The organism is Reyranella sp. (assembly GCF_965227665.1).
Classification (GTDB): domain Bacteria; phylum Pseudomonadota; class Alphaproteobacteria; order Reyranellales; family Reyranellaceae; genus Reyranella.
Window position 1 is genome coordinate 3,067,595 of sequence record NZ_OZ245767.1, and the last position, 17,149, is coordinate 3,084,743.

Annotated in this window: 10 protein-coding genes; 7 read left to right on the top strand and 3 right to left on the bottom strand. The window is 67.0% G+C overall.

The genetic code is table 11. The annotated features are described in order from the left end of the window. Positions 1–39: 39 nt before the first annotated feature. Together ACO07I_RS14805 and ACO07I_RS14810 are read right to left on the bottom strand one after the other, a co-directional pair. On the bottom strand, positions 40–1,404 hold the full coding sequence (locus tag ACO07I_RS14805; protein WP_422008872.1) for an ATP-binding protein: 1,365 nt from the start codon (positions 1,402–1,404) through the stop codon (positions 40–42). Continuing rightward, positions 1,401–2,084, bottom strand: a complete 684-nt coding sequence (locus ACO07I_RS14810; RefSeq protein ID WP_422008874.1) for a response regulator — start codon at positions 2,082–2,084, stop codon at positions 1,401–1,403. The genes ACO07I_RS14805 and ACO07I_RS14810 overlap by 4 nt, the downstream gene beginning before the upstream one ends. A gap of 122 nt (positions 2,085–2,206) precedes the next feature. Between ACO07I_RS14810 and ACO07I_RS14815 the strand changes: the two genes are divergently transcribed. The 6 genes from ACO07I_RS14815 to ACO07I_RS14840 all read left to right on the top strand — a co-directional run bounded on the left by ACO07I_RS14815 (position 2,207) and on the right by ACO07I_RS14840 (position 13,330). Further along, complete coding sequence (locus ACO07I_RS14815; RefSeq protein ID WP_422008876.1) at positions 2,207–3,451, top strand: efflux RND transporter periplasmic adaptor subunit; 1,245 nt, start codon at positions 2,207–2,209, stop codon at positions 3,449–3,451. A gap of 48 nt (positions 3,452–3,499) precedes the next feature. Next, on the top strand, positions 3,500–6,658 hold the full coding sequence (locus ACO07I_RS14820) for an efflux RND transporter permease subunit (protein WP_422008878.1): 3,159 nt from the start codon (positions 3,500–3,502) through the stop codon (positions 6,656–6,658). Next, positions 6,655–8,190: an efflux transporter outer membrane subunit gene (locus ACO07I_RS14825; protein ID WP_422008880.1), complete on the top strand. Its 1,536-nt coding sequence runs from the start codon at positions 6,655–6,657 to the stop codon at positions 8,188–8,190. The genes ACO07I_RS14820 and ACO07I_RS14825 overlap by 4 nt, the downstream gene beginning before the upstream one ends. A gap of 18 nt (positions 8,191–8,208) precedes the next feature. Then, the gene (locus ACO07I_RS14830) at positions 8,209–9,243 is read left to right on the top strand and encodes an adenylate/guanylate cyclase domain-containing protein (protein ID WP_422008882.1); all 1,035 of its coding nucleotides are present in this window, start codon (positions 8,209–8,211) and stop codon (positions 9,241–9,243) included. Positions 9,244–9,337: 94 nt separating this feature from the next. Then, entirely contained in the window at positions 9,338–12,493 is a 3,156-nt protein-coding gene (locus ACO07I_RS14835) for an efflux RND transporter permease subunit (protein WP_422008884.1), read from the top strand. 42 nt (positions 12,494–12,535) lie between these two features. Beyond that, positions 12,536–13,330 (top strand): alpha/beta fold hydrolase, encoded by a 795-nt coding sequence (locus ACO07I_RS14840; RefSeq protein ID WP_422008886.1) that lies wholly within the window; start codon positions 12,536–12,538, stop codon positions 13,328–13,330. Here the strand turns inward: ACO07I_RS14840 and ACO07I_RS14845 are convergent, their stop codons facing one another. After that, positions 13,331–14,275, bottom strand: coding sequence for a hypothetical protein (locus ACO07I_RS14845; protein WP_422008888.1), 945 nt, complete (start codon positions 14,273–14,275; stop codon positions 13,331–13,333). A 178-nt stretch (positions 14,276–14,453) separates the two neighbouring features. Here ACO07I_RS14845 and acnA point away from each other — a divergent pair, with 178 nt between their 5' ends. After that, positions 14,454–17,141, top strand: coding sequence for an aconitate hydratase AcnA (gene acnA / locus ACO07I_RS14850; protein ID WP_422008890.1), 2,688 nt, complete (start codon positions 14,454–14,456; stop codon positions 17,139–17,141). Positions 17,142–17,149: the final 8 nt, after the last annotated feature.

A 17,149-nucleotide genomic window follows, 5' to 3' on the forward strand; every position in this document is an offset into this window, starting at 1 on the left:
AGGGCCGCCGAGAACCGCGGTCCCCCTTGTTCGGCTTACTCAGACCGGACGCGTAGGTTGCAGGCGAAGCGTGAAGACCGCGCCTCCGCCCGGCCGGTCGTCGACCGAAATGGTGCCGCCATGCGCTGCGGCGACACGCGTCACGATGGCCAGTCCCAGTCCTCGGCTCCCCGGACGCGCGCGGTCGCGCCGCCAGAAGCGCTGGAAGATCGTCTCGCGGTCGGTGGCCGGCACGCCGGGACCCTCGTCCAGCACCCGCACCGTTCCGTCCGCAGCGACATCGACCTCGATCGCCCCGCCGGCCGGCGTGTGGCGAATGGCATTCTCGACCAGATTGCGCACCGCCCGGAACAGTGCCTCGGCATGGCCATGCACCCACACGGGTGTCTCGACGCCGGTCAGGGCGATCGTCTTGTCGCTGTCGACAGCGAGCGGCGCCATGAAGGCGACCGCATCGGCGCACACGGCCTGGAGGTCGGCCTGGGAACTGCCGTCCACGACGAACGCTTCGAGTTCGGCGATGTCGAGGACCTGGTTCACGGTGCGCGTCATGTTGACGATGTCGGTTTCCAGCGACTGGCGCAGCGGCTGATCGTCCATCGTGTCGATGCGCGCGCGCATGATCGCGAGCGGCGTCCGCAGCTCGTGCGCCATATCGGCGGTGAACTCGCGTTGCGCACGGAACCCCGCCTCAAGCCGATCGAGCGCCTGATTGACCGCGTGCACGAGCGGGACGACCTCGATCGGCATCGACTGCTCGGACAGGCGAACGTCGGTACTGGTGGGGCCGATCGATGCCGCCGTGTCGGACGCGGCGCGCACCGGATCGAGCGCGCGACGGAAGATCAGGATGTCGATCAGCAGAAGCAGCAGCAGGATGGGAAAGGTGATCCAGGCGACACGCGGCAGGAAGGAGGCGACGATGTCGTCGATGATCACGTCGCGATGCGCCAGATCCTGTCCGACCTGGATCCAGTAGAGACGATCGCCGATGGCGCGCGGCACGCTCACGCCGATGAGCAAGGTGCCCTTGCTGCGGTGTCGCGTGAAGGAATCGTTGGTCAACGGATCGCTCGGCGCCGAGAGCGGGGCATCGTCGGGGCGCGAGGTGAACAGCACGTTCCCCTTCGCATCGAGGATGGCATAGGAATAGAGAGCGTATTCACCCGAATAGATCGGCTGGGCCTCCGGCGGGATATCGAGCGTGACTTCGCCGCCATCGGGCGCGGGGTGCAGGAAGGTCGCGACCGTCGAAGCCTGGGCGCGCAGGGCGTCGCGATGGAGACTGTTGGCGGCTTCGTAGAGCAACCAGTACAGCGCCAGCGGCATCAGGACGGACGTGACGCCGATCGCCACGATATGCAGCGCGACGACACGGGAGATGATCGACCGGAAGCGCGTCAAACGGCGGCCTTTTCCTCGGCCAGCAGGTAGCCGACGCCGCGCACGGTATGGATCTTCACCGTGGCACCGCAGTCGGCCAGCATCTTCCGCAGACGATGGACATAGACCTCGACCGCGTTCGAACCGACATCTCCCGACAGGCCGAACAGCTGGTCCTCGAACAGACGCTTCGGCACCACATGGCCGCCGCGTCGCAGAAGGATCTCCAGGATCGCTGTCTCCCGTGCGGGAAAGACCCGCACCGTTCCGTCGATGAACACCTGTCGTCCCTCGGTTTCGAGCGCCACGTTGCCGAAGGTGAGCTGGCGCCCCAGCAGATTGCCGGGCCGCCGCAGCAGCGCCTGCAGGCGCGCCACCAGCTCTTCCATGGCGAAGGGCTTCACGAGGTAATCATCGGCCCCGGCGCGCAACCCGTTGACCCGGTCGCTCACCCCGTCACGGGCTGTGAGAACGAGAACCGGCGTCGAATCGCCGCGTCCGCGGATGCCCCGCAGCAGCGACAACCCGTCCTGATCCGGCAGACCGAGATCGAGCACGATCGCCGCGTAGCGCATGGCCGCCAGCGAATGCTCGGCGTCGCCGGCATTGCCTACTGAATCCGCCGAGAATCCGCTACGCGCCAGACCCTTGGCCAGCAAGGCGACGAGTTCCGCATTGTCCTCGACGACAAGGACTCTCATGGACGTCCAACCTCCCCCGGCGCAGCCGCAAACTCAGCCATCCTATCACGCCGAGCACTCTGAAATCGTCCTCCCGGCAGCAAGTCAGGCGCACGTAATGTGAAACCAATAGCGTCTGCGCCATGACCACTGCGCCGAAAACCTCCACCACAGCCCGCCCGCGTCGCTACCGCCTGTGGTTTGCCGGCGCTGGCATCGCAACCCTCGCGCTCGCCGCGGTCTGGACCCTCGACACCGGTCCCACCAACGCCCTCATTCGACCGGCGCTGGCGGTGGAGAACGATGGCGCCTTCCGTCCCAGCGAGACCCAATGGGCCAGCCTGCGCATCGCGCCGGTCGAAGCCGCCGCCTTCCGCGATGAACGCGCGACCGACGGCAAGATCGGCATCAACGAAGACACGACGACGCCGGTCTTCTCGCCCTATTCGGGCCGGGTGACGCGCCTGATCGCCAAGCCGGGCGAGCGCGTCCAGCGCGGCGACCCTCTGTTCGCCATCGAAGCGAATGAGTTCGTGCAGGGCCAGAACGATCTCGTGAGCGCCGTCGCCGGCGTCGAGAAGGCCCGTTCCAAGCTCGCGCTCGCCCAGAATTTCGAACGACGTCAGAAGGAATTGCTGGCGATCCGCGGCGGATCGCTGAAGGACCTGGAACAGGCCCAGTCCGACCTCGTCTCGGCGCTGGGCGACCTGCGCTCCTCCGAAATCGCACTCGCCGCGGTGCGCAACCGCCTGCGCATCCTCGGTCGCACCGACGCCGAGATCGATGCGCTGGAGAAGGTCGACCATATCGGCGCGGAGGCGATCGTGTCGGCGCCCATCGCCGGCACAGTCATCCAGCGCAAGATCGGCCTCGGACAGTACATCAACGCCGGCGCCGCCGATCCCGTGTTCAATATCGGCGACCTCTCGACGGTCTGGCTGGTCGCCAACGTCCGCGAATCCGATGCGCCGAAGATGAAGGTCGGGGCCCCGGTCGAGGTTTCCGTGCTGGCCCATCCCGGCCGCACCTTCAACGCCCGGCTGGCTTACGTGGCGCCGGCGCTCGATCCCAACACGCGACGCCTGCCGGTCCGGGCCGAGATCGCGAATGCCGATCGCGAGCTGATGCCCGAGATGTTCGCCAGCTTCCGCATCGTGACGGGCGAACCGACGACCAACCCGGCCGTGCCGCAGGAGGCCGTCGTCTACGAGGGCGCCAACGCCCGCGTCTGGGTCGCAGATCAAAAGGACAAGTCTGTCGCGTCGCGCCCGATCGAGGTCGGCGCCACCGCCAACGGCATGGTCGAGGTCAAGAAGGGCCTCGCCCTGGGCGAGAACGTCGTGACCAGCGGCACACTCTTCATCGATCGCGCGGCCAAGCGCGACTGACGGCCCGGCGCGCCCTGCGGGCGCGTTCCTCCAACATATCGGTTGCCCATGCAATCCATCGTCGCCGCCGCCCTCAAGCAGCGAATCCTCGTCGTCATCCTAAGCGTGGTGCTCTCCGTCGCCGGATTGTTCGCCTACTCGCGGCTGAACATCGAAGCCTATCCCGACCCGGTGCCGCCGCTGGTCGACATCATCACGCAGAATCCCGGCCAGTCCTCCGAGGAGATCGAGCGCTACATAACGATCCCGATCGAGATCCAGATGGCCGGCCTCCCCTATGTCCAGGCCATCCGCACCGTTTCCTTGTTCGGCCTGAGCGACGTGAAGGTTCAGTTCACCTACGACGTGACCTATCAGCAGGCCTCGCAGATGGTGATCAACCGTCTGTCGCAGCTCGGCCCGCTGCCCAACGGCGCGCAACCCACCCTGTCGCCCACCAGCCCGATCGGCGAGGTCTTCCGTTACCGGATCGTCGGCCCGCCGGGCTATTCCGTATCCGACCTCAAGACGTTGCAGGACTGGGTGCTCGAGCGCCGCCTGAAGGCGGTCCCGGGCGTCGTCGACGTGACCGGCTGGGGCGGCAAGACAAAGACCTACGACATCACCGTCAATCTCGACCGGCTGCTGGCCTACGGGCTCACCCTGAAGCAGGTCATCGACGGGCTGAACAACGCCAACATCAATGTCGGCGCCAATACCGTGAACATCGGCTCGCAGTCCGCGATCGTGCGCAGCGTCGGGCAGATCCGCTCGATGGACGACATCCGCAACACGATGCTGACCGTGCGCGACGGCGCGCCGGTCCTGGTCTCGGACGTGGCCGACGTCACCATAGGCCATCAGCCGCGGCTCGGCATCGCCGGCCAGAACGATGACGACGACATCGTGCAGGGCATCGTGCTGATGCGGCGCGGCGCCGAGACCATGCCGACCCTGAGCGGCGTGCTGGCGGAAGTCGACCGGATCAACAACAGCAACATCCTGCCGCCCGGCGTGCGCATCGAGCGCATCTACGACCGAAGCTCCCTGGTCAACATCACCACCCACACCGTGCTGCACAACATGGTCGTGGGTGTCTGCCTGATCTTCCTGATCCAGTGGCTTTTCCTCGGCGACCTGCGCAGTGCCCTGATCGTTTCCGCCACCATCCCCTTCGCCCTCCTGTTCGCCGTGGTCGTCCTGGTCCTGAGCGGCGAGTCGGCCAACCTGCTTTCCATGGGCGCGATCGACTTCGGCATCATCGTCGATGCCACCGTGATCATGGTCGAGAACATCTTCCGGCACCTGTCGGAAGGCGATCACCAGACCGGCTCCCAGCGGCGCGCACCGGACGGTCTCACCGGCAAGCTGGCGACGATCTTCAACGCCTCGACCGAAGTCACCCAGGCGATCTTCTTCTCCGCGACCATCATCATCGCGGGATTCCTGCCGCTGTTTACCCTGTCGGGGGTCGAGGGCCACATCTTCGGACCGATGGCGCGGACCTATGCCTATGCGCTGCTGGGCGGCCTGATCGCCACCTTCACCGTGTCACCCGCCCTGTCGGCCCTGCTGCTGCCCGACAAGGTGGCCCATGCCGAGACCCGCGCCGTCCGCGCCCTGCGCCGCGCCTACGAGAGACTGCGCAACGCCGCCCTGGCCAGCCGCCGGGCGACCTTCGCCGCCGGGCTCGGCGCCCTGGTGCTGGCCGGCGCCGCCGGCAGCACGATCGGCCTCGAGTTCCTGCCCAAGCTCGAGGAAGGCAACATGTGGATCCGCGCCGTGATGCCGGCCTCGATCTCGCTCGAGGCCGGCAACGACTATGCCAACCGCATGCGCAAGCTCATCAAGAGCTTCCCCGAAGCCGAGACCGTCATCTCGCAGCATGGCCGCCCCGACGACGGCACCGATTCGACCGGCTTCTTCAACGCCGAGTTCTTCGTGCCGCTCAAGCCCGTGGAACAGTGGCGCAAGGGTCTCGACAAGGAAGCGCTGATCGCGGAGATCAACGCCGCTCTCGAGAAGGCGTTTCCGGGCGTCGAGTTCACCTTCTCGCAGTACATCCAGGACAACGTCCAGGAAGCCGCCTCCGGCGTGAAGGGCGAGAACTCCGTCAAGATCTCGGGCAACGACCTCGAGACGCTGTCGAAGCTCGGTAACGAGATCAAGGCGGTGCTCGCAACGGTGCCCGGCGTCACCGATCTGGCCGTCTCGGCCTCGCTCGGCCAGCCGACCATCCGCATCGACATCGACCGCGCCAAGGCGGCCCGCTACGGGCTGACGCCGGGCGACATCAACGCCACGGTCCAGGCCGCCATCGGCGGCCAGGCCGCCGGCGACGTCTATGAGAGCGGCAGCGATCGGCACTTCCCGATGGTCGTCCGTCTCGCGTCGCGCTATCGCCAGAGCCTCGACGCGATCAGCCGCATCCAGATCGGCGCGCAGGCCGCAAACGGCACCATCACGCAAGTGCCGTTGAGCGAGGTCGCCAAGGTCGAGCTGGTCTCCGGCGCCTACTACATCTATCGCGAACAGCAGGAGCGCTACGTCCCGGTGAAGTTCAGCGTCCGCGGCCGCGACCTCGGCAGCACCATCATCGAGGCGCAGCAGCGCGTGGCGGAGAAGGTGCAGATCCCGGGCGGCTACCGCATCGAGTGGGTCGGCGAGTTCGGCAACCTGAAGAATGCGCTGCAGCGCCTCGCCGTGGCCGTGCCCATCGCCATCGGCCTCATCGGGCTGCTGCTCTACATGAGCTTCGGCTCGTTCCGCGACACGCTGCTGGCCGCGAGCGCCATTCCCATGGCGCTGACCGGCGGCATCCTGGGCCTCTGGATCACCGACATGCCGTTCAGCATCTCCGCCGCCATCGGCTTCGTGGCCCTGTTCGGCATCGCCGCCATGAACGGCATCATGGTGCTGAGCTGCTACAACCGGCTGATCGACGCCGGTCGCGATCGCAGCATGGCGCTCTACGAGACCTGCTCCCTGCAGATGCGCCCCGTACTGATGACCTGCGTGGCGGCCGCCGTCGGCCTGCTGCCCGCCGCCTTCTCGACGGCGATCGGCAGCCAGGTCCAGCGGCCGCTCGCCATCGTCGTGGTCGGCGGCACGCTCCTGGCGCCGTTCCTCTTCCTCACCGTCCTGCCGGCCATGATCGGCCTGTTCTCGCGCCGCCGTGCCCCGGTCCCGGCGCCCCACCCCCACGATACGGTTGCGGAGGCGACATGATGCGACGCTCTCTCCTGGCTACCCTGCCGCTCGTCGCGGCGGGAGCTCTCGCTGGTTGCTCGGTCGGACCGGACTTCACCTCGCCGGAAGGGCCGAAAACGGCGACATATCTTCCCGACCAGAAGAGCGACCTGATCGCCGCCGGCATACCGGGCGGCGAGGCCCAGCGGATCGTCCAGAGCATGGACATTCCCGGCCAATGGTGGGGCGTATTCCAGTCGCCGCAGCTCAACAGCCTGATCGAGCGCTCGCTGCGGGCCAATCCCGACGTGAAGGCGGCCGTGGCCGGGCTTCGGGTGGCCCAGCAGAATGCCCGCGCCCAACGCGCCACCCTGTTCCCGACCCTCCAGGGGACATTCAACGCCACCCAGAACCAGACTCCCGCCAGCCTGCAGTCGGCGACCGCCGACCAGCAGCCGATCTACGGCCTGTTCGTCGCCGGCCTCCAGATCACCTATGCGCTCGATCTCTGGGGCGGCAACCGCCGCCAGATCGAATCGCTCGAGGCGCTGGCCGAGGCGCAGTGCTTCCAGCTCGAAGGGACCTATCTCTCGCTGGCGTCGAACGTCGTCGCGGCCGCCATCGTCGAGGCGTCGCTGCGGGGCCAGGTCGAGGCGACCAAGCGCATCGTCGCCACGCAGCGCGAGACGCTCGGCATCCTGACGCGCCAGTCGGGCCTCGGCGCCATTCCCGGCGCCGACGTCGCCACGCAGCAGGCCGCGCTGGCCCAGGCCGAATCCACCCTGCCGCCGCTCGAGAAGGCGTTGGCGCAACAGCGCAACCTGCTGGCCACCCTGACCGGCCGCCTGCCGAGCGATCCCGTCGCCGAGCGCTTCGAACTCACCGATCTCAAGCTGCCGTACGAACTGCCGCTCACCCTGCCCTCGCAGCTCGTCGAGCAACGGCCGGACATTCGCGCCGCCGAGGCCAACCTGCACGCCGCCAGCGCCCAGGTCGGCGTCGCCATCGCCAACCAGCTGCCGCAGGTGACGCTGGGCTTCGGCCTCAACACCAGTGCGCTCTCGCTCGGCACGCTGTTCATGCCCGGTCTCGCGGGCGCCACCACGGGCGCCAGCGCCATCCAGACCCTGATCGATGGCGGCGCGCTGGCGGCCAAGAAGCGGTCCGCCGTCGCGGCGCTCGAACAGGCCGACGCGCAGTACCAGTCGATCGTGCTGGCGGCCTTCCGCAACGTCGCCGACACGCTGAACGCCCTTGAATACGATGCGCTGGCGCTCAAGTCGGCGGTCGAGGCGGAGCGGGCCGCCGCCACGGCCCTCACCATCGCGCGCAAGCGTCTCGAACTCGGCGACACGACCTATGTCGTCGTGCTGATCGCCGAGCTCACCTATCAGCAGACGCTGCTCACCCGCGTGCAGGCGCAGGCCGCGCGTCTCACCGACACCGCGGCACTGTTCCAGTCGCTGGGCGGCGGCTGGTGGAATCGCGACGGCACCGGCCCGGGGAATGGCCGGTCGCGCTGCAAGCCGCCTGCCTCTCCCTGGTCCATCTCCTCGAACACCCAGCGCTGACACGCGGATCGGGGTGCCATGTCGGACATGGCCACGAAGCGGAGTCATCCGACCGTCACGTTCAAGGCAACCATACTGTTGGGAGCCTTCGTCCTGTCGGCCGCGGTGGGCTACGCCGATATCGTCACCGGCGACCTGCGGCTCACGGCGCTCTACCTCGTGGTCATCTTCGGTGCGTCGTGGTTCGCGGGCCGATGGGTCGGCATCGCCGCGGCCGCGATCGCTTTCGCCTGGATGATCGGCGCGAACCCGCCGCCGGCTTTCGTCAGCGCCCGCTTCACCTACTACGGCATCGAAGCGATCGGGACCGTCGCGGTGTTCCTGGCCTGCGCGCTGCTGGCCGACCGGCTGCGGCATAGCCTCGACGGCGAGCGCCTGCAGAATCTGAATCTGTCGCGATACCTGCCGTCGGAGCTGGCCAACCGCCTGGCCAGAGAGGGCCTGCGTGCGACACGGGGCCGGCGGACGAAAGCGGCGATCCTGTTCATCGACATGCGCGACTTCACGGCAGCGGTGCAGACCATGGAACCCGACGCCCTGTTCGGCTTCCTCCAGGAGTATCGCACCGTGGTCTCGCGCATCGTCGAGGCCGAGGGCGGGCTCATCGACAAGTTCATCGGGGACGGTGTGCTGGCGGTGTTCGGTGCCTTGCGCCCCTCGCCCGACGACGCAGCCGCCGCCATCCGATGTGGCCTCCGGCTGCTCGCGGCGATCGACGCCTGGAACGTCGAACGTGCACGGGACGGCGAGCCACCGGTCCGTGTCGGCGTGGGCATCCACCATGGCGAGGTCGTGATGGGCGCGATCGGCGATGAGCAGCGGCTCGAATACTCCGTCGTGGGTCATGCCGTGAACGTCTGCTCGCGCATAGAAGGCCTGACCAAGAAGTATCGTTCTCCTCTCCTGATCTCCGAGGACACCCTGATCGAGGCGGCGCGTGTCGGCATGTCGTTCGATGGCTGGCGTCATTTCATCGACGAAGAAGTGCGCGGCATATCGGGCGAATTGCGACTGGCGGCACCGCGGGATTCAGACCTACAGAAGGTTGCATAGACGTTGTACTCGCAACGCTAGTGTGTCTGCTCGACTTGTGTCTTAGCTCTTCGCGAAGGCATCGCCATTTCACGGCCTGCCACGAGGGCTGTAGATGCAAACGATCGTCGGCGCCGCGATTCGTCAGCGCGTTCTGGTTCTGATTCTTGCCGTCCTGATGATCGCGGGCGGCCTGTTCGCCTACAAGCGCCTCAACATCGAGGCCTATCCCGACCCGGTGCCGCCCCTCGTCGACATCGTGACGCAGAATCCCGGCCAGTCCTCCGAGGAGATCGAGCGCTACATCACGATCCCGATGGAAGTGCAGATGGCGGGACTTCCCTATGTGAAGTCCATCCGCTCCATCTCCCTGACCGGCCTCAGCGACGTGAAGGTGCAGTTCACCTACGACCTGACATACCGCGAGGCGGCCCAGCTCGTGACCAATCGGCTGGCCCAGCTTGGCCCGTTGCCCAACGGCGCACAGCCCCTGATCTCGCCGACCAGCCCGATCGGCGAGATCTTCCGCTATCGCGTGGTGGGTCCCAAGGGCTTTAGCGTCACCGAGCTGAAGACCATGCAGGACTGGATCCTGCTGCGCCGGCTGAAAGCTGTGCCCGGCGTGATCGACGTCACGACGTGGGGCGGCAAGAGCAAGACGTTCGACGTCACCGTCGATCTCGACCGGCTGCAGGCGCATGGGCTCACGCTCAAGCAGGTGATCGACGGGCTGAACGGCGCCAACATCAACGTCGGCGCCAACACCATCAATCTCGGGCCGCAATCGGCCGTGGTGCGTGCCGTCGGCCAGATCCGGTCGATGGACGATATCCGCAGCACCATGCTCACGGTGCGCGACGGATCGCCCATCCTGGTCTCGGATGTCGCCGACATCGCCGTCGGCAACGAACCGAGACTGGGGGTCGCCGGCCACGACGACGACGACGATGTTGTCGAGGGCATCGTGCTGATGCGGCGCGGCGCGGAGACCATGCCGACACTGCGCGCTGTCGAGCGCGAGGTCGAACGCATCAACGGCTCGAACCTGCTGCCGCCCGGTGTGCGCATCGAGCGCATCTACGATCGCAGCGTGCTGGTCGACGTCACCACGCATACGGTATTGCACAACATGGTGATGGGTGTCGGCCTCATCTTCCTGATTCAGTGGCTGTTCCTCGGCGACCTGCGCAGTGCCCTGATCGTCTCCGCCACCATTCCCTTCGCCCTGCTGTTCGCCGTCGTCATCATCGTGGTGAACGGCGAGTCGGCGAACCTTCTGTCCATGGGCGCGATCGACTTCGGCATCATCGTCGACGCTACTGTCATCATGGTCGAGAACATCTTCCGACACCTCGCCGAAGCAAGCCATGCCGGACCGACGCGGAGCCTGCGCGAGGAGCCGGAAGGCCTCACCGGCAAACTTTTCACGATCTACGTGGCCTCGGGCGAGGTGACCAAGGCGATCTTCTTCTCGGCCACCATCATCATTGCCGGCTTCCTGCCGCTGTTCACCCTGTCGGGAGTCGAGGGCCGCATCTTCGGACCCATGGCGCAGACCTACGCCTACGCTCTGGCCGGCGGCCTGATCGCGACCTTCACCGTGTCGCCCGCACTCGCCGCCCTGCTGTTGCCGGAGAAGGTCTCCGAGACCGAGACCTTTCTCGTCCGCGGATTGCGACGTCTCTATCGCCAGGCCTATTCGCGGGCGCTCGCCTGGCGTCACGCCATGCTGGCGGTCGGACTGGGCGTGCTGCTGGCGGCCGGGGTCGCGGCCAGCACGGTGGGACTGGAATTCCTGCCCAAGCTCGAGGAAGGCAACATCTGGATGCGGGCCGCACTGCCGCCGTCGGTCTCGCTCGACGAAGGCAATGGGTACGTCAACCGCATGCGCAAGCTCGTGAAGAGCTTCCCCGAGGTCGAGACGGTGATCTCCCAGCACGGCCGGCCGGACGACGGCACCGATCCTGACGGCTTCTCCAACGCCGAATTCTTCGTTCCCCTGAAGCCCGCAAGCAAGTGGCGCAAGGGCCTCGAGAAGCCGGAGCTGATCGCCGAAATGAGCGACGCACTGCGCAGGGCTTTTCCCGGCGTCACCTTCGCCTTTTCCCAATACATCCAGGACAATGTGCAGGAGGCGGCTTCGGGCATCGATGCGGAGAATGCGATCAAGATCTCCGGGCCCGACCTCATCACCCTGCGCAAGATCGCCGTCGACATCCGCGGCGTACTGGAGAGCGTGCCTGGAATCACCGACATCCAGGTCCCCCCGCTGCTCGGCCAGCCGACCGTCCTCATCGACATCGACCGTGCCAAGGCCGCACGCTACGGCCTGTCGCCGGGCGACATCAATACCACGATCCAGGCGGCGATCGGGGGACAGGCGGCAGGCGATCTGTACGAGGAAGGCAGCGACCGTCATTTTCCGCTGCTGGTGCGCCTGGCGCCCCGCTACCGCCAGGACATGGATGCGATCCGCCGCATCGCCCTGGGCACCGTCGGTCCAAACGGCAGCATCGTGCAGGTCCCGTTGAGCGAAGTGGCGACCGTCAAACTCGCGACAGGCGCCTTCTACATCTACCGCGAGCAGCAGGAGCGCTTCATACCGGTGAAGTTCAGCGTGCGCGGGCGCGACCTGGGCGGCGCCGTGCTGGAGGCCCAGCAGAAGGTAACCGAACAGGTGAAGCTGCCGAGCGGCTACCGACTGGACTGGGCCGGCGACTTCGTCAATTTCGAGAGCGCCATCGCACGCCTGGCGATCGCGGTGCCGATCGCCATCGGGCTGATCCTGCTGCTGCTCTATGTCAGCTTCGGCTCGCTGACTGACACGCTCCTCGCAGGCGCCGCCATGCCACTCGCTCTGTCGGGCGGCATCCTCGCCCTGTGGGCGGCCGACATGTCGTTCAGCATCTCGGCCGCCATCGGCTTCGTCGCGCTGTTCGGCATCGCGGCGATGAACGGCATCATGCTGGTGAGCTGCTTCAACCGCCTGATCGCCGTGGGCATCGACCGCGAGCACGCACTGCGCCACACCTGCGAACAGCAGATGCGCCCCGTACTGATGACCTGCGTGGCGGCCGCCGTCGGCCTGCTGCCCGCCGCCTTCTCGACCGCCATCGGCAGCCAGGTCCAGCGGCCGCTCGCCATCGTGGTGGTCGGCGGCACCCTGCTGGCGCCCTTCCTCTTCCTCACCGTCCTGCCGGCCATGATCGCTGTCTTCTCCCGGCGCAAGTTCAAGGCACGCGTGCCGCAAGCCGGTCTGGCGACGGCCTGACGCCGCCTTGACCGCAAGCCGGGCTACCCCGAAAAGAGGCCGATGTCCTCAACAGACGAATTCATCGACCTCGGCGACCGGCGTCTGCGGGTGCGCCGCCTCACCCCGGCGCGCGACGACGGGCTTGAGCGCACGGTGCTCGTCTTCCTGCATGAGGGCTTGGGCTGCATCGAGATGTGGCGCGACTTCCCCCAGAGACTGTGCGACGCCGCGTGCTGCGCCGGCATCGTCTACGATCGCACCGGCTATGGGCAATCGAGCCCGTGGCCGGCCGATCCCGGCGTCCGCTACATGGAGATCGAGGCCGACCTCGTCCTGCCGCGCCTACTGGCCGCGCTCGGAATCGAGGACTGCGTGCTGGTGGGGCACAGCGATGGCGGCACGATCGCCCTGAACTATGCCGCGACGGATCCCGAGCCGCTGCGGGCGGTGGTGACCCTGGCCGCGCACGCCATCAACGAGCCGATCTGCGTCGAGGCGATCGCCAGGGCCCGGACCGCCTTCGCCACCGGCGACCTGCGCCAGCGGCTCGCGAAGTATCATGCCGATGTCGACGGCGCCTTCCGGCTATGGGCCGATGCCTGGGTTTCGCCCGGCTTCGAGCCGATGGACGCGAACGGCCGCCTGCCGGGCGTCATGGTGCCGGTGCAGGCGATCCAGGGCGAAGACGACGAATACGGCACCGAACTGCAGCTCGGCATCATCGCCGGCAAGGTCGGGGGCTATTGCGAGACGCGGCTGGTGCCGGACTGCGGCCACAGCCCGCACCTGCAGCAGCCTTCCTATGTCCTGTCGGAGATCACGCGATTCGTTGCGCCGCTGGCGCTGGCGGGCTGATCAGAGCCGCTTCAGCTCGCTCGACGCCGCCCAGTTGAACTCCGAGACGGTCGGGCAGCGGGCCTGGGCGAGCTGGAACTGTTCGCGGGCGCGCTGCTTGTCGCCGCGGCGGACCGCGTCGACGCCGATGAAGAAAGCCGCCGGGCATTTGCCGTTGCTGCGCTTGGCTCCGTCGTCGGATTCGGCGGCGACCTCCAGCTCGCCGGCCGAGCCCTTGCCCAGCAGGAAGCGCAGGATCGGCCCCGGCCACTCGTTCAGGCTCTCCGCGCCCACGTCGCGGGCCAGGGCCGCGCGCGCATCGCGCCGGGCGCGGACCTGGGCGGCATAGCGCCAGAGCAACGGCGCCTGCTTGGTCTTGAAGTTGGGCCGGCCCGCCAGCGTGGCGTCGAAATCGTCGGCCGCCTGGGCGTAGTTGCCGAGGTTGAAGTTCGCAATGCCCCGAAAAAAGAGCGCCGACCGCCGCTCGCCCGGCGTCTGGGCGCCGGCCAGGGCGGCGTCGAGCAGGCCCAGGGCCCGCGCAAAATCGGCGATCTGCATGTAGACTTGGGCCTGGGCGATCGTCAGGGACGGGTCGCCGGGCTTGCGTTGCAGCGCACTGTCCAGAGTGCGAAGCGCCGCCGCCCGGTCGCCGCCGCCGGCCAGGCCCGGCATCGTGCTGGAAAGCACGACCTGCCAGTCGCCGGGCAGGACGCGGCCCATTTCGGCGATGTCCTTCTGGCTGTCGGCCTCGCGACCGAGACGGGCGAGCTGGAAGGCGCGGATGCTGAGATAGATCGACCGGTCGAAGGCCGAGAGCTGCGACGCTGAGAGGATTTTGTTCAGCGATTCGAGGGTGGCCCCGCCATTCCCGCCGCTCGCACCGGGCAGGGAAGGGGCCGACGACCCGCCGGATGAAAAGCCGCGGGCGCTGGGATCCCAGGACTCGACCGCGTTACGCTGCGCCACCGCTTCGCCCGTCAGGGCCAGAAACGCTGCAAGAACCCCAAATACGTGACCGATTTGACGTCGCATGCGTCCAATCTGACACAACGGCCGCAAAGCCGCATCCGCCGATTGCCTGTGGAGGTGCATGCCCCTATTTTGCGCCACATCCGCAGAGAACCGACCTTCCAGGAGTGTAGATATGGCCGCCGCCCATCCCAATAGCTTCAAGGCTCGAAAGACGCTGAAGGTCGGTAGCCGCAGCTATACGTATTTCAGCCTGAAGGCGGTCGAGAAGGAGGTCGGCGACCTGTCCCGCCTGCCCTTCTCGCTCCGCGTCCTGATGGAAAACCTGCTGCGCAACGAGGACGGCACGACGGTCAAGAAGACCGACATCTCGGCGTTCGCCGAGTGGATCAAGAATGGCGGCCGCTCCACCAAGGAGATCAACTTCCGCCCGGCCCGCGTGCTGATGCAGGACTTCACCGGCGTCCCGGCCGTGGTCGATCTGGCCGCGATGCGCGACGCCATGGGCAAGCTGGGCGGCGATCCCAAGAAGATCAACCCGCTGGTCCCGGTCGACCTCGTGATCGACCATTCGGTGATCGTCGACAATTTCGGCAATTCGAGCGCCTTCGGCGCCAACGTGAAGCTGGAATACGAACGCAACCTCGAGCGCTACCAGTTCCTGCGCTGGGGCGCGATGGCGTTCGACAATTTCCGCGTCGTCCCGCCGGGCACCGGCATCTGCCACCAGGTCAACCTCGAGTATCTCGCCCGGGTCGTCTGGACCAAGAAGGAAGGCAAGGAGACGATCGCCTATCCCGACACGCTGGTCGGCACCGATTCGCACACCACGATGGTGAACGGCCTGGCCGTGCTGGGCTGGGGCGTCGGCGGCATCGAGGCCGAGGCCGCGATGCTCGGCCAGCCGCAGCCGATGGTGATCCCCGACGTGATCGGCTTCAAGCTGACCGGCAAGCTGCCCGAGGGCGCCACCGCGACCGACCTGGTGCTCACCGTCACGCAGATGCTGCGCAAGAAGGGTGTGGTGAACAAGTTCGTCGAATTCTATGGCGAGGGCCTCGACGAGATGCCGCTGGCCAACCGCGCGACGATCGCCAACATGGCCCCGGAATACGGCGCGACCTGCGGCTTCTTCCCGGTCGACGACATCACCCTGGGCTACCTCAAGACCACCAATCGCGGCCCGGCCGCCAAGCTCGCCGAGGCCTATGCCAAGAAGCAGGGCCTGTGGCGTTCCAAGAAGTCGCCGGAGCCGGTCTTCACCGACACGCTCTCGCTCGACCTGGGCGACGTCGTGCCGAGCCTCGCCGGCCCGAAGCGGCCGCAGGACCGCGTGCCGCTCGCCGAAGCCGCCCACCAGTTCGTCGCGAACATGGAGAAGGAGTTCGACCGCAAGGACGACGGCAAGCGCATCAAGTGCGAGGGCACCGACTATGACCTCGGCCACGGCGACGTGGTGATCGCGGCCATCACCTCCTGCACCAACACCTCGAACCCCTACGTCATGCTGGGCGCCGGCCTGATCGCGCGCAACGCGGTGAAGCTCGGCCTCAAGGTCAAGCCGTGGGTGAAGACCTCGCTGGCGCCGGGCTCGCAGGTCGTGACGGAGTACTTCGAGGCCTCGGGCCTGCAGAAGGACCTGAATAAGATCGGCTTCAACCTCGTGGGCTACGGCTGCACGAGCTGCATCGGCAACTCCGGCCCGCTGCCCGATCCGGTCACCAAGGCGATCGGCGACGGCGACCTGGTCGTGAGCTCGGTCCTCTCGGGCAATCGCAACTTCGAGGGCCGCGTCAACCCGCTGACCCGCGCCAACTACCTCGCCTCGCCGATGCTGGTTGTGGTCTACGCGCTGGCCGGCTCGATGAAGATCGACATCACCAAGGATCCGATCGGCCTCGGCAAGGGTGGCAAGCCGGTCTACCTGAAGGATCTCTGGCCCTCGAACATGGAAGTCGCCAAGACGGTCGACAAGTTCGTGACGGCCAAGGCTTTCAAGAAGCGCTACGCCAATGTCTTCGAGGGCGACCGGTTCTGGCGCGGCATCAAGACCAAGCCCAGCCTGACCTACGCCTGGGACGACAAGTCGACCTACGTGCGCAACCCGCCCTACTTCGAGGGCATGGGCAAGACGCCGGCCGCCCTGTCCAACATCACGGGCGCCCGCCCGCTCGGCCAGTTCGGCGACTCGATCACCACCGACCACATCTCGCCCGCCGGCTCGATCCGCAAGGACAGCCCCGCCGGCAAGTACCTGATGGAGGAAGGCGTCGAGGCCAAGGACTTCAACCAGTACGGCACGCGCCGCGGCAATCACGAGGTGATGATGCGCGGCACCTTCGCCAACATCCGCCTGAAGAACGAGATGGTCCCGGGCGTCGAGGGTGGCTTCACCCACCACTTCACGACCGACCAGCCCGAGCCGATCTACGACGTGGCGATGCGCTACAAGAAGGAGCACACGCCGCAGGTCCTGATCGCCGGCAAGGAATACGGCACCGGCTCGTCGCGCGACTGGGCAGCCAAGGGCGTCAACCTGCTGGGCGTCAAGGCGGTGGTCTGCGAGACCTTCGAGCGCATCCATCGCTCGAACCTGGTCGGCATGGGCGTGCTGCCGCTGCAGTTCAAGGACGGCATGACGCGCAAGACGCTGAACCTGACCGGCCGCGAGACCTATGACGTGGGCGGCATCGACGGCGAGCTGAAGCCCGGCATGGACGTGCCGCTGACCATCCATCGCCCCGACGGCGCGTCGGAGACGATCACGCTGACCTGCCGCATCGATACCGCGGAAGAGGTCGGCTACTTCAAGAACGGTGGCGTGCTGCACTACGTGCTGCGCAACCTGGCCCACGCGGCCTGACACCGAAG

Bases quoted from the DNA above. Each gene is read 5' to 3' on its own strand.
- ACO07I_RS14810 (WP_422008874.1), bottom strand. From the start codon at position 2,084: ATGAGAGTCCTTGTCGTCGAGGACAATGCGGAACTCGTCGCCTTGCTG.
- ACO07I_RS14840 (WP_422008886.1), top strand. From the start codon at position 12,536: ATGTCCTCAACAGACGAATTCATCGACCTCGGCGACCGGCGTCTGCGG.
- ACO07I_RS14830 (WP_422008882.1), top strand. From the start codon at position 8,209: ATGTCGGACATGGCCACGAAGCGGAGTCATCCGACCGTCACGTTCAAG.
- acnA (WP_422008890.1), top strand. From the start codon at position 14,454: ATGGCCGCCGCCCATCCCAATAGCTTCAAGGCTCGAAAGACGCTGAAG.
- ACO07I_RS14835 (WP_422008884.1), top strand. From the start codon at position 9,338: ATGCAAACGATCGTCGGCGCCGCGATTCGTCAGCGCGTTCTGGTTCTG.
- ACO07I_RS14815 (WP_422008876.1), top strand. From the start codon at position 2,207: ATGACCACTGCGCCGAAAACCTCCACCACAGCCCGCCCGCGTCGCTAC.
- ACO07I_RS14820 (WP_422008878.1), top strand. From the start codon at position 3,500: ATGCAATCCATCGTCGCCGCCGCCCTCAAGCAGCGAATCCTCGTCGTC.
- ACO07I_RS14825 (WP_422008880.1), top strand. From the start codon at position 6,655: ATGATGCGACGCTCTCTCCTGGCTACCCTGCCGCTCGTCGCGGCGGGA.